Raw genomic sequence first — 26,523 nt, forward strand, 5'->3', positions numbered from 1 at the left:
TAAATTGCGGAAGGAATTATGCAGTTTCACTTCGAAAAGGTTCAATGAATGATTCCATTAAGTCCGTATTCAGACAAATAAGCTTATAAACCCACGGCAATATCAATCATTATGAATAAATATTATAAATTCAACTGATTGCAAACTACTTTAGTTGCTTCGACACATATAATAAAAAGCAATTAATCATTTATATTTATAATCCCAAACCAATATAGAAGCCTCACCAATATTACACGCCACGCTGAACATCAGAATAAGATTTATAATATAGACTAAATACATGCAGCGTATATTAGTCGATTTCGAAAATCTAAAAGACAACTTTAGTAAAACACCGCTCCCTGCTTTCAGGTACACTATACCTCTTTGTTCCACAAACATCAGGCATACCATGACCGATTTAATTGCACGTCCCCGTCGCCTGCGCAAGTCACCCGCACTGCGCGCCATGTTTGAAGAGACAACACTGACCTTAAACGATCTGGTGTTGCCGATTTTTGTTGAAGAAGAGATCGATGACTACAAAGCCATCGACGCGATGCCGGGCGTGATGCGCATTCCTGAAAAGCATCTGGCCCGCGAGATCGAACGCATTGCGAATGCGGGCATCCGCTCGGTGATGACGTTCGGTATCTCCCACCACACTGACGCGACCGGCAGCGATGCCTGGAAAGAAGACGGCCTCGTGGCACGCATGTCGCGCATCTGCAAAGAGAGTGTGCCGGAGATGATCGTCATGTCCGATACCTGCTTCTGCGAATACACCTCTCATGGCCACTGTGGTGTGCTGTGCGATCACGGCGTGGACAACGATGCGACCCTGCTGAATCTGGGCAAGCAGGCGGTGGTTGCCGCCGCCGCGGGTGCGGATTTCATTGCGCCTTCTGCGGCAATGGATGGGCAGGTACAGGCGATTCGCCATGCGCTGGATGCCGCGGGCTTCACCGACACCGCCATCATGTCCTACTCCACCAAATTCGCCTCCTCTTTCTACGGTCCGTTCCGTGAAGCAGCGGGCACGGCGCTGAAAGGCGATCGTAAAACCTATCAGATGAACCCGCTGAACCGCCGCGAAGCGATTCGTGAATCTCTGCTTGATGAAGCCCAGGGCGCTGACTGCCTGATGGTGAAACCGGCTGGCGCGTACCTGGATATCCTGCGCGACATTCGCGAACGCACCGAACTGCCGCTGGGCGCATACCAGGTGAGCGGTGAGTACGCGATGATCAAATTCGCCGCGCAGGCGGGTGCCATCGACGAAGAGAAAGTGATCCTCGAAAGCCTGGGGGCGATCAAACGTGCGGGCGCGGATCTGATCTTCAGCTATTTCGCGCTGGATCTGGCCGAGAAGAAAATTCTGCGTTAATCCGCTTTAGCGCCGGGTGGCGACTTCGCCTTACCCGGCCTGCTCTCTGCGCTAATCTTCACCAAACTGCAATACAAACGACATCTCCTCCTTCTACTGTCTGGGCAAGACGGCAGGAGGAGTGATCAATGTTTAGTCTCGACAGCGTTCTTGATGACCTTTGGCCTCAGGCGAGGCCCGCACCCTGGCAAAAAAGTCTGTTAAAAAGACTGCTTCACGAAGACGAATTTCAGCAGTTTGCCGCCAGCCACCGTCACCTGAAAGGGCTGGATATGGTGGATCAGGTTCTGGAACACCTTGATATTCACTGCTCCGTTTCCGCCCGCGATCTCGAACAAATCCCCGAACACGGCCCACTCATTGTGATAGCGAACCACCCCACTGGCACGCTGGATGGGCTGGCGTTGCTGTACGCCGTTTCCCGCGTGCGCCGCGACGTCAGGGTTGTTACCAACAGGATGCTGTCCCACCTTGAGCCCCTCAGTTCATTGTTTATTCCCGTGGATAATATGGGCGGCAGAACCGCAAAAGCTTCGCTGATACAGATGGAGCAGCACCTGCAAAACGCCGGTGTGCTGATCTTCTTTCCGGCGGGCGAAGTTTCCCGCCCAACGCGCAAAGGCATACGCGATAAAAAATGGCATCCGGGCTTTATCAAGCTGGCTGGCAAATTACGGGTGCCGCTACTTCCGGTACATATCCAGGCGCACAACAGCCTGCTGTTTTATGCCAGTACCCTGGTCTCGCCAACGGTATCCATGCTGCTGTTGATGCAACAGATGTTTCGCCGCCGTCACAGTCAGTTGCCGATCAAAATCGGCCAGCAGATTGCCTGGAATGACCGGTTTAGTTCTACCCTTTCATCGCGTGAGATGGCCGAGCAGTGTCGTCAGCACGTGATACGTCTTGGCAAGGGATTGCCTGGCGTCTTTAAAACCCAGTGCGCCATTGCCCGCCCGGAAGACAGGGCCACGCTGAAGCGCGAACTGGCGCAGGCCGAGTGTCTGGGAAAAACGAGCGATGGTAAGGCCATCTATCTTTGGCAGCGCAACGGGCAGGAAGAGGCGCCTCTGCTGCGCGAGCTGGGGCGGCTGCGCGAGATTGCCTTTCGTGCCGTGGAGGAAGGCAGCGGGAAGCGGCGGGATACGGACAGCTACGATGATGACTATCTGCACCTCATTTTGTGGGATGACGATGACCTGGAGATTGTCGGCGCGTACCGCTTTATGCCAACGGCCATGCAGGTGGAAAAGCGCGGCGTCGAGGGGTTGTACAGCTACAGCCTGTTCAACTACGACGAAAAAATGCAGGACATACTGGAGCACGGCATTGAGCTGGGGCGTAGCTTTATACAGCCGCGCTACTGGGGGCGTCGCGGTCTGGACTATCTGTGGTCAGGTATTGGCGCCTATCTGGCACGCTATCCTCATTACCGTTACCTGTTTGGCCCGGTCTCCATCTCCGGGGGGTTACCGCCTGCCGCGCGGGATCTGCTGGTCGCCTTTTACCGCTTGTGGTTCCCGGCGACGCATCCTCTAGCCGCCTCGCGCCAGCCCTATCCCGCATCCCTGCCAGACGTGCTGGCGCAATTTGGCGGGGTGGATTACGTGGATGACCTGACAAAGCTCAAATCCCTGCTCGGCAACCTGGGCTGCGGCATCCCGCCGCTCTACAAACAGTATTCCGAGCTATGCGAACCCGGCGGCGTGCAGTTTGTCGATTTCGGCAGCGATCCGGCGTTCAATAACTGTATCGACGGGCTGGTGCTGGTGGATTTGTGTTATCTGAAGGCGAACCGCTATCAGCGGTATATAGAGGCGCACTTAATACCCTCCCCCCTGCCCTCTCCCTAAAAGGGAGAGGGTGAAAACCGCACCGGTCAGTCCCCTCGCCCCTTTGGGGAGAGGGTTAGGGTGAGGGGCTCAAACCGCACGGTAGAACGGCTTATCCCCCAAAATCGTCGCCCGCTGCATAATCCTTCGCTGCGGCAGATAATCCGCATTGGCGTAATGCTGCGTGACGCGGTTATCCCAGATCGCCAGATCGTTCTCCTGCCAGCGCCAGCGCACCTGAAACTCCGGTTTGGTGATATGCGCGAACAAGAAGCCGAGCAGCGCCTCACTCTCTTTCTCCGCTACGTCCGCGATACGCGTGGTAAACCCTTCATTCACAAACAGCGCCTGCTTTCCGGTCACCGGATGCGTACGCACCACCGGGTGCAGCAGCGGGGGATGTTTTTCGACCGCATCCAGCCAGCGCTGGTGCTCCTCTTCCGTTTTACGGTACTTATATTCCTGGAATGATTTTTTGAAGTCATGCTCCGCCCGCAGGCCGCTCAGTAGGGTCTGGAGCGGCGCGGAGAGCGCCTCAAACGCTGCGATCCCGCTGGCCCACAGCGTATCGCCCCCCGTCTCAGGCAACAGCTTCGCCGCAAGAATCGCCCCGGCTGGCGGAGTGTCGATAAAGGTCACATCGGTATGCCAGTTATCGTTATCCGGCGGGTTATCGTTGTGGGTGTCGAGGACGATAATCTCCTCCACCCCTTCCGCATGCGGATAGACGGGGTGGATATGCAGGTCGCCAAAACGCAGGGCCAGCGCGCGCTGCTGATGCGGGGTGATCGCCTGTTCGCGCAGGAACACCACCTGATGACGCAGCACCGCGTGGTACAGCTGCTCGAACTGGTTATCGCTCAGCGGACGGGTTACGTCCAGGCCCGACACTTGCGCGCCAATGTACGGCCCCAACGGGATAATCGTCAGACGTTCACTCATTGTATTTCTCCATGCCAGGGCGTCAGGCGACGCTGTAGCGCGCGCAGTCCCAGTTCTAATCCAAAGGCGATCGCGGCGATCACTGCGATCCCTGCCAGTACCACATCGGTCGCCAGGAACTCTCCCGCCGACTGCACCATAAACCCAAGGCCGCGCGTGGCGGCTATCAGCTCTGCCGCCACCAGCGTAGACCAGCCCACCCCAAGGCCGATGCGCAGCCCGGTCAATATCTCCGGCAGCGCGCCCGGTAAAATGACGAACAGCAGGACCTGCGCGCGGCTGGCGCCGAGCGACTGCGCCGCACGTATGCGTACCTGCTGTGCACTCTTTACGCCAGCCAGGGCCGACATCGCGACCGGCGCAAAAATCGCCAGGTATATCAGTAAGATCTTTGACGTCTCGCCGATGCCAAACCAGATCACCATCAGGGGCAAGTAAGCCAGCGGCGGGACGGGACGGTAAAGCTCTATCAGCGGGTCGAGAATGCCGCGTACCGTCGGGCTCAGTCCCATCGCGATCCCCACCGGAACGCCAATAATGACCGCCGCCAGCAGCGCCACCAGAATACGCGTCAGACTGGCGCCTAAATGCTGCCAGAGCGTGGCATCCATAAAGCCCTGCGGCCCGGCGATAGTAATCAGTTTTTCCAGAACCTGGCCTGGCGGGGGCAGAAACAGCGGGCTGACCCACTGCTGCGCGGCAACCGCCCACCATACCGCCAGCAACACCACCAGCGTGCTGACGCTTAAAGTGAGCTGGCGAGAGAACGGCCAGCGTAAGGCAAGGCGCGTCCGCCGCGTTTTTTCACTGAAAACAATGCTCATGAGAACGCCTCCCGTTGCTCAAACACGCGGCTTAAGACGTATTCACGCTGTTCAATAAACAGCGGATCGGATTTGATGCTGCGTACCGGTTCTCCCGCCACATAGCGCCGGGCAAACTCAAGCGGCAGGCGCTCCAGCACGCGTCCCGGCCCCGGTGAGAGCAGCACCAGCTCCGTCGCCATAAACACGGCCTCTTCGATATCGTGGGTGATTAACAGCACCTGCTTGCCGGTTTCGTGCCACAGGCGCAGCAGCAGGGTTTGCATCTGCTCGCGGGTGAAGGCGTCCAGCGCCCCGAAAGGTTCGTCCAGCAACAGCAGCTGTGGGTTAGCCGCCAGCGCACGGGCGATCCCGACGCGCTGACGCTGCCCGCCTGAAAGCTGCCAGATAAAGCGTTTTTCAGCCCCCTCCAGCCCGACCTTTTTCAGCATATCGCGCGCCGTATTCAGGCGCTGTTCACGCGCTACACCGGCCAGTTGCAGACCAAACGCAACGTTTTCCTGAACGTTTCGCCACGGGAGTAACCCTTCGTTCTGGAAAACCACGCCGCGCTCTGCGCCCGGCCCCCTGACCCGTTTCCCTTCCAGTTGGATCGAGCCGTGCTGATACGGTACAAACCCGGCGATCAGGTTCAGCAGCGTCGTTTTCCCGCAGCCGGACGGTCCCAGCACCACCAGCAGTTCACCGCTGTCCAGCGTCAGGTTGATCGCTTCCAGGGCGGGTTTGCCGCCGTAATCGGCAGACAGGTTTGTAATGTTCAGCATTGCAGCCCCCTTATTTCACAAAGCGATCGGTCACGAACTGGCTGTAATCCGCCGCCACCGCAGGCACTTTGCCCTGCTCTTTCAGGAACGTCGCAGTGTCAACAATCGCTTTGCTTACCGGCCCGTTCAGCTGCTGGACCTGCTGAGCAGGCGTCAGATAGGTGTTGCCTTTTACCAGCCCCGGCACGTCAGCTTCCGGCACGCCGCTCAGACGTGAGAGTTTCTCCAGGTTGGTGGGCTGTTTCAGCCATTCATCCGGGTTGCTGATGTATGGCTGCTGTGCGTCGATGGCGCTTTTGGCGAAGGCTTTCACCACTTCAGGGTGTTTCTCGGCAAAGTCCTTACGTACCACCCAGACATCAAGGGTTGGCGCGCCCCACTGCCCCACTTTTTCGGAGTCGGTCAGCACGGTGCCCTCTTTTTCCAGTTCGTTGACGGCGGGCGCCCAGACGTATGCTCCGTCGATGTCGCCACGCTGCCAGGCGGCAATAATGGCCGGAGGTTGCAGGTTGATGATCTGCACCTGGCCGGGCTTAATGCCCCAGTGTTTCAGCGCTGCCAGCAGGCTGTAATGCGTGGTGGAGATAAACGGCACCGCGATGCGTTTGCCGATCAAATCTTCGGGTTTCGTGATGCTTTTCTTCACCACCAGCGCTTCGGAATTTCCGAGCTGCGACGCCAGCAGGAAAACTTCAATCGGCACCTGCTGGCTGGCGGCCACCGCCAGCGGGCTGGAGCCCAGGTTGCCAATCTGCACGTCGCCCGAGGCTAACGCCCGCACAATCGCCGCGCCGCTGTCGAACTTGCGCCAGTCGACGTTCGCCCCGCTCGCTTTGGCGAAGGTGTTATCCGCCTGCGCGACTTTCGCCGGCTCAGCGGAAGTCTGATACGCGACGGTGACGTCCACCGCCTGCGCCTGAAATGCCCACAGCGCCAGTGCGCCGAGAAGTGTGATCCGCGATGAAATTGCCATAATGTCTGCTCCCTTGTTGTTATGAGAGCAGTATTTCCGGCGCGAGAATTTTGATAAAGGAATAAAAAAGAATCGCTAATGACGATTCGTTTTTAGAAAAAAAGCGGGAAAGGATAGTGAATTTTGTGCGGTTGTTTCGCCGGGTAAGGCGCAGCCGCCACCCGGCAAAGACCTCAGCGCTGAACCGTCAGCGCAGCAATATCTTTCGGCGTGGTCCGGCAACATCCCCCGATTAATTTAGCGCCAGCCGCCAGCCACTGCGGTAAATACCCCGCCAGCGTCTCGCACGCTTCACCGTGGTGATGCCAGGTTTTGCTCACCGCATCATAATGCTCGCCGGAATTCGGATAGACCACCAGCGGCAGCGATGTCAGGCTGTGCAGATGCGTCAGCGCCGAGGTGGTGTTTTCCAGCGCGATACAGTTGATCCCCAACGCGACAACCTGCGGGTAGTTTTCCAGCGCAGAAACGACATCCCGCAGCGGCGTTCCGTCACTCAGGTGCTCGCTGTCACGCAGGGTAAATGAGAACCATGCCCGGGCGCGGGGATACGCCGTCAGCAACGCCGCCAGCGCCTTAATCTCAGTGAACGAAGGCAGCGTTTCACAGGCCAGCAAATCCGCGCCCGCATCCAATAGCGCCTCTACACGCGGGCGGTGGAAGGCGGTGAATTCTTCAGCGCTACGCACGTAATCGCCGCGATACTCGGAACCATCGGCCAGATACGCGCCGTAAGGGCCCACAGATCCCGCCACCAGCAGCGTGCCTGCATTTGCGTTCTCAGCCAGGTACGCTTCCCGCGCTTTGCGTGCCAGCTCTACGCTTTTGCCAATCAACGCCCGGGATTGCGACTCGTCCAGCCCGCGAGCGGCAAAGCCCGCGGGTGTCGCCTGATAGCTGGCGGTGATCGCCACCTGTGCCCCCGCGCGGTAGTAGTCGAGGTGTACGTCACGGATCAGCTCCGGGTTTTCCATCAGCACTTTAGCCGACCAGAGGCTGTCGGCAAGGTTACAACCGCGCGCTTCCAGCTCCGTTGCCATTGCCCCATCCAGCACGACAAACGGCTGGTTTTCAAGGAGGGCGGTAAGCGGATTATTCTGCGACATGTTCAGGCTCCTGCGTGGTCAGGTTTCGGGTCAGATAGTACGCACCATAACACAGGGCGACAAACGGAAGCCCGCAATAAAGGGCAATACGCTGGCTGGGGTCAAACCACAGGCCGACGCAGGCCACCAGGCAGAGGATAAATCCAAGCACGGGCACCAGCGGATACCATGGCGCGCGATACTGCAACGCCGAAAGCGGTTGCCCGGACTGCACGTGACGGCGACGAAACACAAAGTGCGACGCGCAGATGCTGATCCACACTGCCACCACCGCAAAACCGGAAATGGCTGACAGCGCCACAAACACCGTATCCGGCGCGGCCACGCTGGAGAACAGCGCCAGCACGCCGCCCAGCATGGAAACGGAGAGCGCCGTCAGCGGCACGCCGTTTTTGTTGACGCGGGCAAAGCAGCGCGGCAGCGTTTTCTCGTTAGACAGAGACCACAGCATACGGCCAGAGGCGTACAGGCCCGAGTTCGCCGCCGAGAGGATCGCCGTCAGGATCACGAAGTTAAAGATATCCGCCGCATACGGAATGCCGACCTTTTCAAACACCAGCACAAACGGACTTTTCTCCACGCCAGCCTGCTGCATGGGGATCAGCGCCGCCAGCACAAACACGGTGCCAATAAAGAAGATGATGAGCCGGGCGATGGTGGTGCGAATAGCAACCGGAATAACCTTGTGTGGGTTTTCCGTTTCCCCTGCCGCGATGCCGATAAGCTCTGTACCTGAGAAGGCAAAGTTGACCGCCACCATGGTCATCAGGATCGGCAGACCGCCGTGCGGGAACCAGCCTTCGGCAGTAATGTTGCTCAAGCCCGGCGCCGGTGAACCATCCTGCATCGGGATAAAACCGAAGATCGCCGCTCCGCCGAGAATAATGAAGGCGATGATGGTGATGACTTTCACCAGCGAGAACCAGAATTCCCCTTCGGCGAAGAAACGCGTGGAAATCACGTTAAGAGCAAAAATCACTACGCAAAAGACGACGCACCACGTCCAGACGGGAACCTGCGGGAACCAGTACTGCATACAGAACCCGGCTGCGGTAAAGCTCGATCCCAGCGCCACCGTCCAGGTCAACCAGTACAGCCACGCCACGGTATACCCTGTCGCCGGGCCGAGATAACGAGCGGCGTAGACGTGGAACGCCCCGGTTTCCGGCATCGCCACGGAAAGTTCCCCCAGGCATTGCATAACCAGCCAGACCACCAGCGCACCGATAAGATACGCCAGCAGCGTGCCCGCCGCGCCAGTTGTCGAAATGATGTATCCGGTATTGAAGAATAACCCTGTGCCGATAACGCCACCCAGCGAGAGCATAATCAGGTGGCGGGTTTTCATGGTGCGCTTAAGCTGCCCGTTTTGTTGTTCTGTTTGCATATTACCTTCTAAACGTATGGACATCTAAACATCCAAAGAAGGGTGTTATACCGCGATTGTTAACAAAAAGCCACCCGGCACGACTTCGGCGCAATTATTGGTAAATCCTTAAATCAGTTCTATAGTCGACACAGTTTCTTCTTCACCAGGACTCACTATGCGATTTAACGGACTGACCAAAGGTTTCTTTATTCTCATCCTGGCCCTTGTAACCTGGGCTTTCTTTGACGTGCTGTCACCCTATTTCTCGGCGATTCTGTGGGCCGCGATCCTGACCATCATTTTCAACCCGGTGAAAAACAAGCTGCGTACCGCGCTGGGCGATCGCAACGGGCTGGCTTCCCTCCTCACACTCGGCATTATCTGCCTGATCGTGTTTATTCCGTTGATGGTGATCCTTTCCTCGCTCGCGGTGGAACTGAACATGGTTTACACCAAGCTGCAACAGAACAACACGCAGTTCCCGGAAGTCATCGCCGGTATCTTCAACCGCCTGCCGGACTGGGCCAGCGGCTTCCTGGCGGATCACAACCTGACCAACGCCGCGCAGATCCAGAAAAAGCTTTCCGATGTCGCGTTACAGGGCGGACAGTATCTGGCGGGTAGCGCGTTCCTGATTGGTAAAGGGACGTTCGGCTTTGCTATTAGCTTCGGCATTATGCTGTACCTGCTGTTTTTCCTGCTCAAAGACGGGCCCTATCTGGTGCGCCAGATCCTCGACTCGCTGCCGCTGTCTGACTTCGTCAAACAGCACCTGTTCGCGAAGTTTGTCGGCGTCTCGCGAGCCACGGTAAAAGGTACGGCGGTCGTAGCGGTGGTTCAAGGTACGCTTGGCGGTATCGCCTTTGCCATCGTCGGTATTGACGGTAGCGTACTATGGGGAGCGCTGATGGCGTTCCTCTCCCTGGTGCCCGCCGTCGGCTCGGCTATCGTCTGGGTTCCCGCCGCCATCTTCCTGTTTGCCACTCACCAGCTGTGGCAGGGTCTCTTCATTGTGGGCTTCTTTGTCATTATCGTCGGGCTGGTGGACAACCTTTTACGTCCGCTGCTGGTGGGCAAAGACACCAAAATGCCGGACTACCTGATACTGATCACCACGCTCGGCGGTATGGAGCTGTACGGCATTAACGGCTTTGTGATTGGGCCGCTGATTGCCGCCCTGTTTATCGCCTGCTGGAACCTCTTCTCCGGCCGCGACCACGCAGGCAACGCCGAGGAGCTGGACGCAGATTTTATCGAAGAAGGAAAAAATCCTCCGGATCTCTAACTAAACGCGTTTTGACAGGCGGCCCGGTGCCGCCTTTTTTTTCGCGATAAATCAGGGGTTTTCTATAATCTTTAATGAACGCTCTTCCACATTTGTCGTAGAAGGATCCAACAGGTGCGAATCGCCACGATCACAAACTGGGCCTATGGTGTCACGGTGTGCCTGACCATTGCTTCCGGTATCGTCATGCTGATGGCTTCCCATGCCGACAACGTAGAACGTCAGGCTGTTAAGCAACGACAAATTTTTGACCAGCTTACGGAAGAGATTGAAGCAGAAACCTGGATGCTCTCCGACTTAGCTCGCCTTTACGCCATCAAAAAAGAGCCCGATGTGCTGAAAACGTACCAGGCGAAAGAAGGCGAACTGAAGAATATCGAGCGCAAGCTGGGCCAGTTAAAAGATACGGGCGCAACGGGCGAAGAGCTGGCGCTGCTGTACGAAGGGCTGAAGATTGTCGATGACCTACAGGATGAACAGCAGGCAGCAATTGCCAGCGTCGCCCGGGGTGAGGAACAACAGGCCATTGCGTTACTCTTCGGCAAAATCTACGAACTTGAAATGGAACGCGCCCAAAGCAAGATTGACCATTTTCGTGTGCTTCTGGATAAGCGCATTATCGCCGATGTCCAGGCAGCGACCAACACGTCAAAAACCCTGCGTACCGCCTCTGAAATGATGGTCGGCCTGACCGCCCTGCTTTTCTTATTCGTGATGGGTTTTATTCTCAAGCACCGCGTGCTGCGCCCGGTGGTGCGCCTCAGTGATGTGGTTCACCGGCTGGCCTCACAGGATTACGCCGTCGAAACGCCAAATTTCAACCAGGTCGATGAGATAGGCGATATGGCGCAGGCTATTCGCATTTTCCGCGAGAACGGGCTGGCAAGGCAGCGGCTTGAAAAAGAACGCGACGCAGACTGGGCCATCCGCGAGCTGCTCGCGCGAATGACCCAGCGCTTGCAGGGCTGCGAGAACGTTAGCGACGTGATTGAGGTGGCAGAGCTGTTTGCTCCCAACATTGCGCCGGGTGTCGCCGGGCGTCTGTATATTCTGGATCGAAACCCGTGGGAGATGCGCTGTGCGGCGGAATGGTTATCTCCCCAGGGAGAAAAAAATGCTTTCCACCCCGATCAATGCTGGGCCATACGCCGTGGTCAGAGCCACCCACCGGTCAACGGCGAGCCGGATATCGGTTGCCAGCATCTGCCTGAATCACAAAAAGACAGTTCATTCTGCGTGCCGCTCATTGCGCAGGGGGAAGCCATTGGTTTGCTGTCGTTTCAGAACATCACGCCTGAAACGGCACCGTCCCGCGCCTATCTTGAATTAATGGCGGAAGCCCTGGGTCTGGCGCTGGCCAACCAGCGTCTGCGCGATGCCCTGCTGGAAAAAGCGCTATTCGACCCGCTCACCGGCTTACGTAACCGCCACCACCTTGAAGATACCCTGCGCACTCAGATAGCTCAGGCGATGCGCAATGATGAACCGGTGAGCTGCATGATGATCGACATCGATCACTTTAAAAGCATTAACGATCGCTTCGGCCATGAGGCTGGCGATCATGTGATTAAGAGCGTGGCGACAATTGTTCAGCGTGCCGTGCACGATGCCGGCCTGGCCTTCCGCTTTGGTGGCGAAGAGTTTCTGGTGCTACTTACGGGTGCGGATGAGGAAGCGGCTCACGCCTGCGCAACGGAGATTTATAACGGCGTCCATACGCTGTCGCTACGTTATGGGCTTGCTGAGATTGGCCCGGTAGATGTGTCGATCGGGATCGCCAGTTACCCGCAGCACGCCCAAAGCGACGACCTGCTGCGCGCGGCAGACGTTGCGCTTTACCGGGCGAAAGAGCTGGGGCGCTCGCGGATCGTCAGTTTCAGTATGCTGGAGGCGGGTTAAGCGAAACTCAGTGCCAACGACGTCAGAGGTACGCGCACTCTCTTATTCCCTCACATTGAGGGTGCGTTATCATTCTTTGTACAAATAAATTCATCTTAACGATGCCACCATTGATAAAAAATGGGGGTGCGTAAATATATCAATAAATCAAAGCGATCATTTTTTAAACTCGGGTGGTTTATTACATTAAGTTTTTATGTTTTAAAAAACGTAAGCTTCAGCCATCGGTCTGCAATCACGGGGCAAAATACAGCTATCCTTTTGATTTTTAAGATTTTAATCAAGTAGCGTTTGCAAAAAGGCGTGGCGTTCAACAAAATAGACAAACTTATAGGATAAATAACTTATAATTCTTATACTTCTGTTAAAAAGAGGAGGCCAATATGCGAATAATCCTAATGCTGTGCTGCTTTTTGGTACAAAGTTTAAGCTGGGCTGGCGAACTGCCAAAGCCTGTGGGCAAACCCATCTTAACCATTACCGGTAATATAGAAAATACGAACGAAAATGGAAATGCCGTTTTTGATATTGCCAGCCTTGAAAAACTGGGCATGGTGAGTTTCCAGACGACCTCTCCCTGGTATAATGGCCGCACGAAGTTTGAGGGTATCCCGATGCGCAAACTCATGGAGTATGTGGGTGCAAAGGGTTCTGTCCTGAATGTGATTGCACTCAATGATTACACTACCGTCATCCCTCTCAGCGACTTCCAGAAATACAACGCCATCCTGGCTTTAAAGGTCAATGGCGAATATATGCGCATCCGCGATAAAGGTCCGTCATTCATCGTCTACCCTTATGACAGTCTTCCTGAACTCAATAATCAGATTTATTACTCGCGATCGGCATGGCAGGTCAGCAAAATGAAGATTGAATAGTAGTTCAGGAGAACATAATGAACAGGATACTGGTTGGTATCATTTTTTCTCTTTTTATCACTACGGGATATATAGCATTTCTTGTTTACGATCGTCAGCAAGAGTTGCAAAAATTGACTCACTACACTGAGTCCTGGTCTGTAGCCCAACTGGTATCTGAATATTACCGATTTGAATCATGGATTGGACTGTACGCAACCGAGACTGATGACGTTACGGTAGACCAGGTTCGCATGCGCCTGGAAATCATGCTGAGCCAGAATGATTTATTGAAAGAGGGCGGCCTGGGTCGTTATATAAACAGCGAAAAAGCGCATCAGGCGCTCGCCTTACGCCTGGAAAATATACTGAACTATCTGGATGGTCATCTTGAGAAAATGAGCCGTTCAGAGTTAAAGCTCTATCTGAAAAATATGCATTCACTGGATGCCCCGCTAAGCCAGCTTTCATCCACGGCTTTAACAAAAGATGTTAATACAATCAATGAAACCAACCTTAAAATACAGGTTCTGTATTATATTTACTCGGCACTTTCTCTGTTGCTGGTTATTTTAAGCTTCATACTGGGCTTTTTGATTATCTATCAAAATAAAAATATCCTGAAAGCCCATATGCAGGTGAAAACGCTGGCTGAAGAACTTCAGCTATCCAAAGAAACCCTGCAAATCCAGAATACAAAACTGGAATACGATGTTTATCATGACTCCCTTACCGGCATGAAAAACCGTCTTTTCTTTTGGGATGATCTCAATAAACTTAATCTACAGGCTGAGAAAAAACATATTTCGGTCACGGTGATGTTATTCGATTTAGACCGGTTCAAAGAGGTGAATGATACCTACGGTCATGATACCGGGGATTTACTGTTACGTGAGGTATCCACGCGCCTTAATGCTTTGGGCCGCTTTTCAGAGACATTTTATCGTTTGGGCGGCGACGAATTTGCGTTTCTCTCCAGTGGCTTAACCGAAACCGCAGCCGTCTCACGCGCGCGAGAAATCAGTGATAGTATCAGCAAGCCCTATACAATCAATAATCAACTCATCAAAATAGCCACCTGCGTGGGTATTGTTTTATCGGATAACGAACGACGTTCAGATTACCTTTATAAATTTGCCGATCTGGCGCTCTATGAAGCCAAGAAAGAAGGTTCTCAGCAAATCAAAGTATTCCGCCAGCGAATGCTACAGAAGTTGCAGGAAAGCAGAACCCTTGAAAATGATATGGCAAGAGCAATAGAGAATGATGAATTTGTTGTTTATTACCAGCCTATTGTGAATTCCGTCAGCAAGGAAATTTACGGCTATGAAGCGCTGATTCGCTGGATGCATCCTGTAAAGGGAGTGCTTGCCCCGGATAGCTTTATTTTCGCCGCTGAAAAAACAGGCATGATCAACGAGATAGGTAAAACCGTACTTAAACTGGCCTGTAGGGAAGCGGTCTCCTGGACTGTTCCGGCCAGGATCTCCGTCAACGTCTCGCCTGTTCAATTGGGCAGCAAATCATTTATTAATACGGTGCAGTCCGTTCTGGCTGAAACCGGGCTCCCGGCTAACCGTCTTGAGTTAGAGGTCACGGAGTCATCCCTCTTCAGTGACAGAAATAACCCCATTGCGATTCTGAAAAAACTCCGCGCACTGGGCGTAAGAATCTCCATTGATGATTTTGGCACGGGCTATTCGTCGCTCTCCAGACTCAGCGAACTGAATTTTGATAAAATCAAGATCGATAAATCTTTTGTCAATCCGATATCTACGCAGGAAGATGCGCTTAATATTGTGAAGCTGATTACCGGTATGGCTAAAAGCCTTAATATGGGCGTCATAGCTGAGGGCGTTGAGACCGAAGAGCAGCTTGAGCGGCTTCAGGCTCTGGGTTGCGAGCTTGTGCAGGGATATCTTTTCAGCAAACCACAGCCTCAGGTCGACAGCAAAATTAAGAGCGGCCAGGAATGATCCCCTCTCCTCAGCCCGATACCAACCGGGATCACATTTTTCACCCCTGGGTATTCACTGACAATAACCAGGTGTTATCATTCACCCCGTAAATACCTATCAACTCAAACCGAGGCTTTGATGCTGGAGAATGTAATCATCCGATAATCAGCTTCCCGACCTTTCCAGGCCGGACTGATTATCAATGCGCCGAAATCGTATGCGGACACCGCTGTGTGTTTGCACGTTTTGCACATGATGATTAAACAGGTTTTCCAGTATGAATTTATCCCGTCAGGAACAACGTACCTTACACGTTCTCGCCAAAGGTGGCCGTATTGTGCACGTCCGCGATACCTCCGGCCGCGTCACCGCCGTTGAATGCTATAGCCGCGAAGGGCTACTGCTGGCTGACTGCACGCTCGCCGTTTTCAAAAAGCTCAAAACCAAAAAGCTGATCAAATCCGTTAACGGTCAGCCCTACCGCATTAACACCACCGGGCTGAACAACGTTCGCGCTCAGCCTGATAATCGTTAAGGAGAGGATGATGGATATCCCACGTATTTTTACTGTTAGCGAAAGCGAACACCGCATTCATAACCCCTTTACACCAGAGAAGTACGCGACGCTGGGCCGCGTGTTACGCATGAAGCCAGGCACTCGCATTCTCGATCTCGGCAGCGGCTCGGGAGAGATGCTTTGTACCTGGGCTAGGGATCACGCCATTACCGGTATCGGTATCGATATGAGCCCGCTCTTCACCGCGCAGGCCACGCGGCGCGCAGAGGAACTCGGCGTCAGCGAACGCGTCCATTTCATTCATAACGACGCGGCCGGCTACGTCGCGAATGAAAAATGTGACGTGGCGGCCTGCGTTGGCGCAACCTGGATTGCGGGGGGCGTAGCCGGGACGATGGATCTGCTGGCAAAAAGCCTCAAGCCTGGGAGAATAATGCTCATCGGCGAACCGTACTGGCGTCAGGTACCCGCGACGGCAGAGATAGCTCAGGCCTGCGGCATCTCGTCGATTGCAGACTTTCTCACTCTGCCCGGCCTGGTTGCGTCTTTCGATCAACAGGGCTATGACCTGGTTGAAATGGTGCTGGCTGACCAGGAAGGCTGGGACAGGTACGAAGCCGCAAAATGGATGACCATGCGGCGCTGGCTGGAGGAAAACCCAGACGATGACTTCGCGCAGGAGGTTCGGGCGGAGCTGACGATAGCGCCTGAACGTCATGTGACGTACACGCGGGAGTACTTTGGCTGGGGAGTGTTTGCGTTAATGGCGCGATAACATAACGCTGGCGGTATAGCCTTTAGGGTTATGCCGCAGTTCAACAGACAGGGTTAAGCATTCAGCCAGAAAGTGCAGCATAGATGGGTTGAGTTGTTTGAAGTGGTCAACCAAAACTGGCCACGGCTTTAGAGTTTTTCCAGTATCGGTTTTCCGATTCGTTTGGGGGTAACCCACCGTTATAGTCATGCGGCCTTACCGACCTGTAATACCCGACGATATAGTCTGTGATCGCATGAGCTGCTTCGCTAAAGTTTATATAGCCTGTCACTGGCACCCACTCGTTTTTCAGACTTCTGAAGAAGCGTTCCATCGGGCTGTTATCCCAGCAGTTTCCGCGTCGGCTCATACTTTGCCTGATCCGGTAACGCCACAATAACTGCCGGATCTGCCTGCTTGTGTAGTGGCTACCCTGGTCACTGGGGAACATCACTCCCTCTGGTTTACCTCGGGTTTCCCACGCCATTTCCAGCGCTTTGATGGTTAGCTTGCTGTCCGGTGAGAATGACATTGCCCAGCCTACCGGTTTCCTGGCGAACAAATCGAGAACAATGGCGAGGTAAGCCCAGCGCCTGCCTGTCCAGATATACGTCACATCGCCGCACCACACCTGATTAGGCTCTGTCACTGCGAACTGTCGCTCAAGGTGGTTTGGGATAGCAATGTGTTCATGGCCACCACGTTTATACCGGTGGGTGGGTTGCTGACAACTAACCAGTCCCAGTTCTTTCATGAGTCTGCCGGCAAGCCAGCGTCCCATTCTGAAACCTCTCAGGGTTGCCATAATGGCGATACTCCTCGCGCCAGCAGAGCCATGGCTAATGTTATGCAGCTCCAGAACCTGGCTACGTAATATAGCCCGCTTGCCGTCTGGCTTTTCGGGGCTTTTCACCCAGTATTTGTAGCTGCTGCGATGAACCCCGAACACCTGGCAGAGTGTGACCACAGGATACTGCGCTCTGAGTTTTTCGATTAACGAGAACTGTTCAGGGAGTCTGACATCAAAAGCGCGGTAGCCTTTTTTAATATGTCGTTTTCCATTTCAATGCGTTGTAGCTTTTTCTTTAGCTCACGTATTTCAATCTGTTCCGGGGTTATAGGGGAGGCTTTAGGTATTTTACCCTGTCGTTCATCCCGTAACTGCTTTACCCATCGCGTCATGGTAGAAAGCCCCACGTCCATAGCACTGGCCGCAGCTGCAACGGTGTAGTTCTGATCAAGGACCAGTTGAGCGGATTCGCGTTTAAACTCTGCGCTGAAATTTCTTTTTTCATTGGGACACCTGTATTGTTCTGAGATGAGCATATCACCTCTGTTCAGGTGGCCAAATTCAGTAAACCACTTCACACAGCGTTGCGCTGCATGGGGCTATTCTGGTGCTGAGCCTTTCGGTGGTTCAACTTCTGTTTGTTCTCAACCATCCTCAAGCGGATGTATGGAAACAATGGTCACAATGGAATATCAATGTACTGGTGACTTGAAGAAATAAGATTTGGGGGCAGAATGCCCCCTTATTCTTTGGGATAAGAAAATTCAGCAGTGACTAAATACGCCCCTGATTTAGCAGATTGGACGTCATACGCGAAGTTATACCGCTCTCCAGGTGTAAACTTAAATCCGAATACAGGAAGACACTCACCCTTCGGTACATAAACAGGCTTGTCATCAAAAATATTGTGAAGAGAGTCGCTATTATCACTGTTGATTTGGATAGCAGTGATCCGTTCCTGTGGCTCCAGTGGTGACACCACACAAACTTGATTATCTTTGATAAATGCCGTTGTAGATTCACGATCTACCATTCGATCACCAGGCCCAGGGCATCCCGTTAAGAGGAATACAACACCCAGCAACATTTTGTTTTTCATGTTTAACGCCCCTTCCCTGTTACGATTTTCTGGTAAAGCGAAGGGACATCCTGCAATTTGTCTACGCCCCTGTACATCCCCATGCGCCCTGGTCTCTGATAGTAAGACCACTTACTGATCCCATAAACCAGCAGTAACCAGTAATCAGCTAAAATAGAGGCTTGCTGCTCAAGAGAGTAATCAGTGAGCTTTTCTTTATCCAGCCTGTAGGTATATTCAGCAGCCCAGCTAAACGCACCCCGCATTCTCACCCATTGCCCGTGCTGGTGTTGCCACACATGCCCCAATTCATGGATGAAAACATATTTATCTTCAACGAAAACTGAGTTTGCGGAAAAGTCTTCCCTGTACATCTGTTTTCTGTACCACAACTCCCCGTTGGGAGTCATCGCGTAGTTCTGTTTCTGGAGGCCGAACGGTAAATAGCTGTCGCAATGAATCCAGACACGGCTATACACTATCGAATCACCGAACACTCTGCGAGCCATTGCAATCTCGCCTAAGGTCATCCGGCGTAATGTTCCTTCCTCTGCCTGTGCGCTCATAAACTGTCCTCCTTGTATGATTTATATCAGGGTATCCAGAGAGCAGGAAATGCGCAACTAACAGATTTTGGACAATAGAAGCCAATTAGCGGCGTGTTCGGTAGTTTAAAACATGTTGTTAGCCGCTCGCGCCAACTTGATTTCCTCTCGCTCTTCCTGCTTCTTAGCAAGCCAGGCTTTCCCCTCTGGTGTTGCCAGGAATTTACGGGCGTGAATCTTACGGTTGTTGCGCTTAGTGGCTGCTGTATTCGTGGCTTTTGACATGGTATCCCCTCCGCTGAATCTGCCAGCGTTCAACGTACAGCAGAGAGACAGTACAACGAAAGTTACAATGGTGCAGATAATAGATGATCATTACGTGCCGTGTTGGGCACATAAGAAAAGGCGGCGCATAGCGCTACCGCAGGGTGTAATCCCTTCGCAGGGAGGATAAAGCCTTAGCACGTTCTCTTATCAGGTGATCGTTATACTCCGGTGATCGAAACCGTGGCAGAGCCGGATTCTTTCCCGATCCGGTTAGTCTTCCCAACATTACGCCTGTTTATTCTCTGTGACCTTTCACAAGGTGTAGCATCATTGAGCGCCGCACGAAGCGCGGAACGTATCGCTAATGGTTCAAGTGATGTGTTTAGAGAGTCCGGCAACTCTTTCAGCTTCAAGGGATGGCAAAATTTCTAATGCTGTTCGGGCTTGAGCCTGGTAACTACCCGCCAGTACGTTGTACAATCCTTGAGCCGATACAACGGAAAGGCGTTTACCAAGTGTTATCAAGGATGATAATGAAAGATACAATCCTTTAGGTTTTTGACGATAAGTGATTGATTTTCTTAGATGGTGCCGATAATAGGAACAAAAAACAACCACAATCAATTGAAATAAAACGACTTTCTATGTTGAATTTATTCACATGCCCCCAAATGTGCCCCTACTTAGTCCATGCCTAAATGGTAGGGGCATAGCTTATTTAGGTTTATTTTTCTGCTCAAGTGTCAGCCAAACCTTAATGTTACAGCGTATAAGTATCAGGCAGTTAAGGAGGAAGAGGACTGTCAAAAGAGCAAGGTACATACAAAATAGAGCTGTATATGAGTTATCATAAAAGCCAAGTGTAAACTGTATAACAGCTGTAATAATCGATAACCATATCGAAACGTTAAGGAAGACAGATAGAACATTCAAAGGAGCATAGTATTCAGATGCCTTAATCATATCATCAGTAAAATTTCTAATCTCCTGACTTTTGAAATCTATATAATTCTTTTTATATGCTTCCGAATCAAAAAGTTTATCTTTAAGATTTACTATAACAAAAGTGTGCAATGACAACAAAAAAGACCCAACAGAAATGAAGCCTGAAAAAAGATACCCTCTTATTTTTGACTCATAATAATTAAAGAAAGTAGTATCTTTCTCCAAGGTAATACTAAATCCATACTTATAGTGGAGGAATGTAATACCACAAACTAGAATTATTGATAAAATGAAAATACCCAGCATTTGTTTAAAAATACTGGCCATAGGGAACTGAGCTATATATCTAATTAAAGAGCGCACGATACTCCCCCTCATTTATTTCCCTTTTGAGCTCGACAAGTATCTCATTCTCATGGAAATTTTCTACTGTCAAGCCATCAATCCTATGAGCTAAATCTTCGAACTCACACTCTCCTAATCTTTTAGGACAATTTAATATAGAAATAGTTCGCTCTATATCATCACTATCCACGGTGCTAACGCTTCCTTTTTTGAAACCCACATTGCCAGCAAGCTCAACGACACCTTGGGTTAGTCTATCAATATTAGATTGTTCAGAATCCGTAATATTAAAAGATACTTTAACCTCACGCGAACTTCTTTGTAGTGCAACTGCATGCCCAACAGCGAATTGCTGAGCATCGAACAACATTTCTATTTTCTTAACCTTAGCATATTCAGCCAGTACAGTAGGTATATCTCTATTATCTATTAAAATAGATGTAGAAAGTCTTCCTGCATATTCTCTTTTACCCTTAGCCTCAGCTTTTTCACGCCCCAATGCCAGATTATCAGCAATGTAATTAGAAATTTTATCCGCTTTCAATGCATTGAATTTATTACGAAGCAAAGCAAACAAGACATGTATACTGCAAGAGTTGTGATAGTACTCGTAAAGGCCTTTCAAAGAGTCTTTCTTAACAACAAAAAAATTAAAATCAATTAACTTTTCATCATCAAGAATATCAGCCGTGTGGATAGTAAATTGTCCATCCTGAAATCTTGCTCTACAATCTCTTCGCTGATCCTTAAAGGATAATACGACGCCTGAAAAAAACACATCATCTTCATGGAAAAGGAAAAATCGCTCCCCTCCCTCGAACCCCATTCTTTCTCCATTAAATGGGATCAAGTAATTTATGAAATCCGAAAAGCGAATTGTTTTATTTTTATTAGTTAAAGAAATTCCAATTCGTCTGACTTTCATCTTAAATCCTTTCTACTGTGAGGAAACCATCAAGCTAATAGTTTCAATGGTAAATTAGTAACTTTATTATTCAATATCACAACCTGAGATTACTTCAAACTTAGCCGGATTTGAAGTTTTTTCCAGAATGCCTGAAGAAGACAAAAAGAAGCGAAGTGACATAATCAAACTTGTAACCCGTGTGCAAAGCTCGCTCTAAGGCCATAGAACAATTACAGGCCTATCAAAACATAATATGCCCCCCTTCACCAAACACAGCTCGATAGGCTCTATCGCCGCACACGAAGCCAAGGCAAATAAACGAGCTGCACACAAAAATCGCACTACACCGCACCCGCCTGCGGTTTTCAGATCGCAAAAATTTTTCAGTTGGGATTTTTTACAAATGATAGCGCCAGACCGCGCCACAACTGGGGATTTACAGCGAGCAGAGAACTGAAAAGAGTGAAAAGAATTTCAGCTTTTTTCAGTTTAGCTTTACTCCAAATTCGTAAGCACTTGAATTAAGCTATTGATAGTAAAGGGATATAAAATTTTAGGTGAGATTTTTCATGATAACTGACGGCACACTTAAAAGTTAACAAACTGATTCTTATAGACATTTTTTCTTAAGCAGCTGAAATTTAATGAACCGAAGCCGGGAAAATTTTAGTTACTCCCGGCGAACCGTTCAGTGACTCTCTTTAGCTGCCATCAGGAGTTCTAATGCTTTTTGTCGCTCGTCCGGTGGCAGGGCATCCATTAGCTCTTTAATTCGTCCCTGGCCGCGCAAAGCGCTGGGACTAATTGTGTGTGAGAAGGAAACGTTCATCACAAACGTGTGCCCACACTCTACATTTGAGCAATAACAGTACACATCTGATAATTTGGGGTGCTTTCGGTTTGTTTTCCTCACCGTTGCCGCAGACATACACTCCGGGCAGTAAATTTTCATCACTCGCATAGCTAAACCTCTGTTGCCTGCCAGAAGAAGGGATTTTGGTTCCCTCCCTCTTGTTCTGAACGTGTAACACTGGTAACACGTGTAACATCGTTGATTTAATTGAAATTAATCTGTTACCAGTGAGCCAAATAAAGAGGTAACGCGTGGTAACACACTGATTTTTGTTACCACTGTTACCAGTGGATATTTCTGACTGGTAACAGTGGCAAGCCTCGTCATTACTGCCTGTTACCTCTGTTACCAGTGTTACCTCATAAAAATAAGACTCACGCGATAACTATTCGGGATCGGCGCTACCCAGTACTTGCGTATTAAACTGGTAAACGCGCTTAAGCCCTATTTCTGGCAGGCGAACGCTGTTTTGCGTTCTCCCGTCTTCCCCGGCTTTCAGCCAGCCCGCCTCAACACACAATCTGGCTACCTTTCGCGAATCGAACCCTTTACAAATTTCTTTCCAGCCAGATGGCAATACGTAGAAGGTCACAGTGGATTCTGTCACGTTGTCGCCCTTGTCCACTTTCCTGAATCCCATCATCGACAGTGGACGGTTCTTGTCGTCGTGCCAGTCAGCAAAGCGGCTGAACTGGTTACGTGTCATATAATCCCTGACCTGCTCCAGTGCGGTTTTATCCTCCTGGTTCGCGGTATGCCCTCGATCAGCCATCCATGAGGCCAGGCAACACTCAGCAGCCCTGAACGCCTCACCTTCAGGCCATCCGGTTATCCCGGCTTGTGTGGCAAGTTCTCCAGCCATAGCAACCAGCGCAAAACGGGTAACGGCACGCCCAACTTGGTTTCCAGCATCCGCTGGGGTCAGCCTGCGGGTGTAGTCCTTCAGCAGCGCTTTCGCCTGGCTGGTCAGTTCCTGGAGATCGGCTGTCAGACAATGCAGCCAGTCGCGGAAGGGTGAGCCATGATAATGAATAACGGCGTGTTCCAGATGCTCCGCCAGCGCTTTACCACCACTAAAGCCGTGCAGCTCCTCAAATACCCCATGCTTGCCCGAATCACTCGGGATCTGGATCATGCGTACTTCAACCCCGGCGTAGGTTCGCTGTCCGGCATTGGCGGCGTGCTCGACCAGTGACAGTTCCCCCGTGGAAAGAAACAACAAATTCCAGCGGTTTGTTTCCCGTACCGAACCATCAGTTCGGGCGCGGGCTTTGCCCTGACCGTTCGCCAGCATGTAGGCAATATTCCCCGCCTCTCTGCCATCCACCTCGCGGATTTCATCAAGCATCAGTGTGGCATCATTGCGGCGGCTGGCCGTTCCTTCCAGCGCGTTCCCGGTAGCACGCCATGTATGCCAAAAATCCGTACCACCGCACACCGAAGCCGCCACTTTCATGGTCGTGGTTTTACCGTCTGTAGATTCACCTTTCAGGTGATAACCGCCGCCACCTATACCAACCAGCTTCAGAAGCGGCGCGGCGAATGCCAGGCTTACGGCAAACGCCAGTCGGGCATTATTGACGCAATAGCGGCCTATATTTTCCCGCCATTCTTTCGTGGTGCCCGTAACACGAAAATCACGCCCCTGAACGCTGGAAGTCTGGAGAATGACAGACTGTGACTCTTTGCCGATCACTTCATCCTGAAGAACATAAACGCCGCCATGCCAGCCTGTTTTATTTACGCAGGTCACTTTTCTGTCGGGCTTGCACAGGGAGATGTATTCCATTAGGTGCGCTCTGGCCATCCCGTTGATATTGATATAAGAAAGCCCATTGACCAGCAGTACGCGCCGCAGTTCCTCTCCGCTACCACCCAGCATTTCCATCGGCATTGCCCATTTTCGGCTAATGCCGTTGGTGTCTTCCCATTCCAGCAGGCGGCCATAATTGCTGCCGTCAGCATCGCTGGTGATAGCTGTCACACGCAGCGGGCTGCAAATCTTGATATTGCGGATCTCTGTGTCACCATCTGATTTGTTCACCAGCTTGTCATACCACAAATATTCTTTCGTGAGCCTGAACCCCTGCGGCAATCTGGTTTGCCCTTTTCCGTGCAACGTCATTTCCTCCCGGAAGGCTTCACGCGCCCTTTCCTTCCCGGTTTCCTGACGATAATCATCCCAGTCGGCTTTATGACGTACCGGAGGAAGCGTTACCCAACCATCTACGGCTTTCGCCGCTTTTTCAGCCCATACCCGGCCAGTGTTCTCTTTCCCGTCTACAAGATCGTTATCTCCAGCCAGGATAATCCGGGTTTCCGGCCATCGAATGCGGATTTGCTCAGCAACCTTTACCAAATTTGTGGCCGCAATGGCAGCAACGATCCAACCGTCAGCCAGGAGGCTGACGGTCAACGCAGTGGCATATCCTTCAGTGATAATGACCTGTTCCGGAGCATCAGACGGAACATCAGCCACGGCAATAAAAGCACCTGACAGCTGACTGCCGGGTAAAAGACTTTTATCACCATCAGAGTTAATAAGCTGACCGCCTGTAACATTCCCGGTGATGTCAGTTAAAGGCAGCAGCAGCGACCCGGCTGGAAAAGTCATCCCCGCCAGATTGATGGCAGCAGTAAGAAGCGGTAAAGAGTAACCCTGCAATCCCTTTCCGGTCAGATAAGCTGATTCACCGTTTTGAGACAGATTTTTAAGTTTTTGATAGCGGTCTGCTCCGGTCTCTTTTCCCGCCACCTTTTTCCTGGCTGGCATAGCGGGTTTATCCTGTACTTCAGGTAATGCCAGAACCTCAGAGACCATTCCCGCGACCTCCTTCACTGAGCGTCCTGTCACCAGACGGACTAAATCAAGGCCATCGCCATTGCCGCACTGATTACAGAACCATGTTCCGCGCCCCTCTTTGTCATCAAGACGGAAGCGATCTTTTCCGCCGCAGGCCGGACAGGCACCGTGGCGTCGGGCGGAAGGAACATTAATCCCTAACGCGGAAAGGATGTGTGGCCATCGCCCGTTTGCTGCCCCCGAAACCGCAGATACAGACTGAACTTTCATAACAGTACCTCCCCGACTCCCGCAGTGGTAATGCTGAAACCTGGAGGTACTTCTCCATCGGGCGCACCGAAAACGATGTCCCGGTACACTTCACGTAGCTCAGAAACACCAAATGCGGAAAGGCGAATATTTTCAGCCATGTAACCGGGTGACAGCATTCGCTCCAGAACGTCACATGCCAGACGATGCCCCTCTTCCTGGCCGAATTCGTTAATCCAGGGTGCTTCAATATGATAAAGAATATTCATGGCCACACGATCAGGTGTCAGCTCGATACGCTCGCCATCCTCGATATACACAGCTTCTCCATTAATCCGCTGCATCAGGGAAATATAGGCATCAGCAATGCAGGAACGCAGAAATGCCGCCCGAAACTCAGGTGAATGGACTACGAGATTAGCGTTCATGCTTTTCTCCTTTAATGGTACTGGTTTCTCTCACCACACCCTCCAGCTGTTCTGCAATACAGGCCATGATTGCTGCGGCTCCCTCAGCAGAAACTGTTCTCTGCCCACTCATCGCAGGAAATGACAGAACTTCGGCCAAGAACTCGCTCGCCAGCGCAGCCCGTAAAAGACGGTTCTCGCCTGCTTCAGTCAAGGTGCAACCGTGGTTAGGGATGGGTAAATGACTCATGCGCTCACCTCCCCGAGATTGTTCATCGGAATACGTGCGGCGAAGCTCAGTACAAAATCGGCAACGAGTTTCCTGCGGGCAGCACGCTCGCAGGTTGCAACAGTACGCACAGCGAATGGACGCGCGGCATAATCAGTACGGCGCACTGCGAGAAAAACAAAGGTAAATTCTGGATGTGACAATGTAGGGATCGAAGCCATGGCGGCAATCTCCTTCAGATAGCGGTTAACGCTACCACCGGAGTTTCCACGCCCACTGGTGGTAGCCCAGACGGGGGTGGAAATACCGGCTCTGAAGGATACCGGCCTGACCGAAGTCAGCCCCGCCTGAGCCACCATTACTCGATAGCTACAACGGCAAAGAAACCGCTGTAAAAGCAATAGGTGTGCAAAGACACGGACACAAAAAAAGACGCGTGGCGCGTCTGGTGTCGCCTTCAGATTACACGGGTTTCCACGCCCGGTTGCCGATTTTGCGGCAACGGTGCGAATATAGCCCGAGCAATTGGCAAGGCGCAAGAAATTTATAACCGAATTTAGTTTATTGAACATCCATCTAAACCCTGACATGCTTAAGCCTCAGTTTGAAGTTGAGTTTTTCATTTTTCCTACGCTGTGAAACAGACCCGCTTATTA

At 51.9% G+C, this 26,523-nt stretch carries 26 protein-coding genes; 9 read left to right on the top strand and 17 right to left on the bottom strand.

Going from position 1 to position 26,523, the window contains the following annotated elements:
* Nucleotides 1-394: 394 nt before the first annotated feature.
* Both hemB and ACOTXD_RS08065 read left to right on the top strand, forming a co-directional pair.
* Complete coding sequence (hemB, locus tag ACOTXD_RS08060) at nt 395-1,369, top strand: porphobilinogen synthase (protein ID WP_003859169.1); 975 nt, start codon at nt 395-397, stop codon at nt 1,367-1,369.
* Nucleotides 1,370-1,497: 128 nt separating this feature from the next.
* Nucleotides 1,498-3,222, top strand: coding sequence for a lysophospholipid acyltransferase family protein (locus ACOTXD_RS08065; protein WP_045332044.1), 1,725 nt, complete (start codon nt 1,498-1,500; stop codon nt 3,220-3,222).
* A gap of 69 nt (nt 3,223-3,291) precedes the next feature.
* Here the strand turns inward: ACOTXD_RS08065 and tauD are convergent, their stop codons facing one another.
* The 6 genes from tauD to mmuP form a co-directional block, all read right to left on the bottom strand.
* Nucleotides 3,292-4,143 carry a taurine dioxygenase gene (gene tauD / locus ACOTXD_RS08070; RefSeq protein WP_061855964.1) on the bottom strand — a complete coding sequence of 284 codons (852 nt, stop codon included), beginning with the start codon at nt 4,141-4,143 and terminating at the stop codon, nt 3,292-3,294.
* Nucleotides 4,140-4,967 carry a taurine ABC transporter permease TauC gene (gene tauC, locus ACOTXD_RS08075; protein WP_003863170.1) on the bottom strand — a complete coding sequence of 276 codons (828 nt, stop codon included), beginning with the start codon at nt 4,965-4,967 and terminating at the stop codon, nt 4,140-4,142. The genes tauD and tauC overlap by 4 nt, the downstream gene beginning before the upstream one ends.
* Nucleotides 4,964-5,731: a taurine ABC transporter ATP-binding subunit gene (gene tauB / locus ACOTXD_RS08080; protein WP_059371133.1), complete on the bottom strand. Its 768-nt coding sequence runs from the start codon at nt 5,729-5,731 to the stop codon at nt 4,964-4,966. The genes tauC and tauB overlap by 4 nt, the downstream gene beginning before the upstream one ends.
* Nucleotides 5,732-5,741: 10 nt before the next feature.
* Nucleotides 5,742-6,704: a taurine ABC transporter substrate-binding protein gene (gene tauA, locus ACOTXD_RS08085; protein WP_003863172.1), complete on the bottom strand. Its 963-nt coding sequence runs from the start codon at nt 6,702-6,704 to the stop codon at nt 5,742-5,744.
* 173 nt (nt 6,705-6,877) lie between these two features.
* Nucleotides 6,878-7,810 carry a homocysteine S-methyltransferase gene (gene mmuM / locus ACOTXD_RS08090; RefSeq protein WP_022650442.1) on the bottom strand — a complete coding sequence of 311 codons (933 nt, stop codon included), beginning with the start codon at nt 7,808-7,810 and terminating at the stop codon, nt 6,878-6,880.
* Nucleotides 7,797-9,197, bottom strand: a complete 1,401-nt coding sequence (gene mmuP / locus ACOTXD_RS08095; RefSeq protein ID WP_061855965.1) for an S-methylmethionine permease — start codon at nt 9,195-9,197, stop codon at nt 7,797-7,799. Before mmuP ends, mmuM begins: the two co-directional genes overlap by 14 nt.
* Nucleotides 9,198-9,354: 157 nt before the next feature.
* Between mmuP and ACOTXD_RS08100 the strand changes: the two genes are divergently transcribed.
* The 6 genes from ACOTXD_RS08100 to ACOTXD_RS08125 all read left to right on the top strand — a co-directional run bounded on the left by ACOTXD_RS08100 (nt 9,355) and on the right by ACOTXD_RS08125 (nt 16,470).
* Nucleotides 9,355-10,464, top strand: a complete 1,110-nt coding sequence (locus ACOTXD_RS08100; RefSeq protein WP_003863175.1) for an AI-2E family transporter — start codon at nt 9,355-9,357, stop codon at nt 10,462-10,464.
* Between the two features lie 114 nt (nt 10,465-10,578).
* Nucleotides 10,579-12,363 carry a diguanylate cyclase gene (locus ACOTXD_RS08105; protein ID WP_023324210.1) on the top strand — a complete coding sequence of 595 codons (1,785 nt, stop codon included), beginning with the start codon at nt 10,579-10,581 and terminating at the stop codon, nt 12,361-12,363.
* 383 nt (nt 12,364-12,746) lie between these two features.
* Nucleotides 12,747-13,241: a molybdopterin-dependent oxidoreductase gene (locus tag ACOTXD_RS08110; protein ID WP_022650440.1), complete on the top strand. Its 495-nt coding sequence runs from the start codon at nt 12,747-12,749 to the stop codon at nt 13,239-13,241.
* Nucleotides 13,242-13,258: 17 nt separating this feature from the next.
* Nucleotides 13,259-15,196, top strand: a complete 1,938-nt coding sequence (locus tag ACOTXD_RS08115) for a putative bifunctional diguanylate cyclase/phosphodiesterase (RefSeq protein WP_061855966.1) — start codon at nt 13,259-13,261, stop codon at nt 15,194-15,196.
* A 259-nt stretch (nt 15,197-15,455) separates the two neighbouring features.
* Entirely contained in the window at nt 15,456-15,713 is a 258-nt protein-coding gene (locus tag ACOTXD_RS08120) for a YjhX family toxin (RefSeq protein ID WP_003863178.1), read from the top strand.
* Nucleotides 15,714-15,723: 10 nt separating this feature from the next.
* Complete coding sequence (locus ACOTXD_RS08125; RefSeq protein WP_032608613.1) at nt 15,724-16,470, top strand: SAM-dependent methyltransferase; 747 nt, start codon at nt 15,724-15,726, stop codon at nt 16,468-16,470.
* Between the two features lie 106 nt (nt 16,471-16,576).
* Here ACOTXD_RS08125 and ACOTXD_RS08130 read toward each other — a convergent pair.
* Nucleotides 16,577-17,775, bottom strand: a protein-coding gene (locus ACOTXD_RS08130) for an IS3 family transposase (RefSeq protein ID WP_127353287.1) whose coding sequence is annotated in 2 segments (ribosomal slippage) — nt 16,577-17,496 and nt 17,496-17,775 — 1,200 coding nt in all. Because the reading frame shifts where the segments join, the coding sequence is not laid out codon by codon here.
* Between ACOTXD_RS08130 and yecR the strand changes: the two genes are divergently transcribed.
* Nucleotides 17,768-17,959: a YecR family lipoprotein gene (gene yecR, locus ACOTXD_RS08135; protein ID WP_071785715.1), complete on the top strand. Its 192-nt coding sequence runs from the start codon at nt 17,768-17,770 to the stop codon at nt 17,957-17,959. The two genes, ACOTXD_RS08130 and yecR, sit on opposite strands and share 8 nt — an antisense overlap.
* A gap of 22 nt (nt 17,960-17,981) precedes the next feature.
* Here the strand turns inward: yecR and ACOTXD_RS08140 are convergent, their stop codons facing one another.
* From ACOTXD_RS08140 to ACOTXD_RS08185, 10 genes are all read right to left on the bottom strand, one after another.
* On the bottom strand, nt 17,982-18,338 hold the full coding sequence (locus ACOTXD_RS08140; protein WP_032608610.1) for a putative T6SS immunity periplasmic lipoprotein: 357 nt from the start codon (nt 18,336-18,338) through the stop codon (nt 17,982-17,984).
* Between the two features lie 2 nt (nt 18,339-18,340).
* On the bottom strand, nt 18,341-18,883 hold the full coding sequence (locus ACOTXD_RS08145) for a type IV secretion protein Rhs (protein ID WP_032608608.1): 543 nt from the start codon (nt 18,881-18,883) through the stop codon (nt 18,341-18,343).
* 105 nt (nt 18,884-18,988) lie between these two features.
* Nucleotides 18,989-19,147 carry a hypothetical protein gene (locus ACOTXD_RS08150; RefSeq protein ID WP_023315491.1) on the bottom strand — a complete coding sequence of 53 codons (159 nt, stop codon included), beginning with the start codon at nt 19,145-19,147 and terminating at the stop codon, nt 18,989-18,991.
* 696 nt (nt 19,148-19,843) lie between these two features.
* The gene (locus ACOTXD_RS08155; RefSeq protein WP_232954233.1) at nt 19,844-20,437 is read right to left on the bottom strand and encodes a hypothetical protein; all 594 of its coding nucleotides are present in this window, start codon (nt 20,435-20,437) and stop codon (nt 19,844-19,846) included.
* On the bottom strand, nt 20,421-21,344 hold the full coding sequence (locus tag ACOTXD_RS08160; RefSeq protein ID WP_063979384.1) for a hypothetical protein: 924 nt from the start codon (nt 21,342-21,344) through the stop codon (nt 20,421-20,423). Before ACOTXD_RS08160 ends, ACOTXD_RS08155 begins: the two co-directional genes overlap by 17 nt.
* A gap of 670 nt (nt 21,345-22,014) precedes the next feature.
* The gene (locus tag ACOTXD_RS08165) at nt 22,015-22,287 is read right to left on the bottom strand and encodes an ogr/Delta-like zinc finger family protein (RefSeq protein ID WP_023325787.1); all 273 of its coding nucleotides are present in this window, start codon (nt 22,285-22,287) and stop codon (nt 22,015-22,017) included.
* Nucleotides 22,288-22,564: 277 nt separating this feature from the next.
* Nucleotides 22,565-25,252 (bottom strand): DUF927 domain-containing protein, encoded by a 2,688-nt coding sequence (locus ACOTXD_RS08170; protein ID WP_421766396.1) that lies wholly within the window; start codon nt 25,250-25,252, stop codon nt 22,565-22,567.
* The gene (locus ACOTXD_RS08175; RefSeq protein ID WP_063137331.1) at nt 25,249-25,659 is read right to left on the bottom strand and encodes a hypothetical protein; all 411 of its coding nucleotides are present in this window, start codon (nt 25,657-25,659) and stop codon (nt 25,249-25,251) included. Before ACOTXD_RS08175 ends, ACOTXD_RS08170 begins: the two co-directional genes overlap by 4 nt.
* Complete coding sequence (locus ACOTXD_RS08180) at nt 25,649-25,888, bottom strand: hypothetical protein (protein WP_042713601.1); 240 nt, start codon at nt 25,886-25,888, stop codon at nt 25,649-25,651. Before ACOTXD_RS08180 ends, ACOTXD_RS08175 begins: the two co-directional genes overlap by 11 nt.
* Nucleotides 25,885-26,439, bottom strand: coding sequence for a host cell division inhibitor Icd-like protein (locus ACOTXD_RS08185; RefSeq protein WP_074182870.1), 555 nt, complete (start codon nt 26,437-26,439; stop codon nt 25,885-25,887). Before ACOTXD_RS08185 ends, ACOTXD_RS08180 begins: the two co-directional genes overlap by 4 nt.
* Nucleotides 26,440-26,523 lie beyond the last annotated feature (84 nt).

Source organism: Enterobacter cloacae complex sp. CDL013, assembly GCF_049238805.1.
Lineage (GTDB): Bacteria > Pseudomonadota > Gammaproteobacteria > Enterobacterales > Enterobacteriaceae > Enterobacter > Enterobacter hormaechei_C.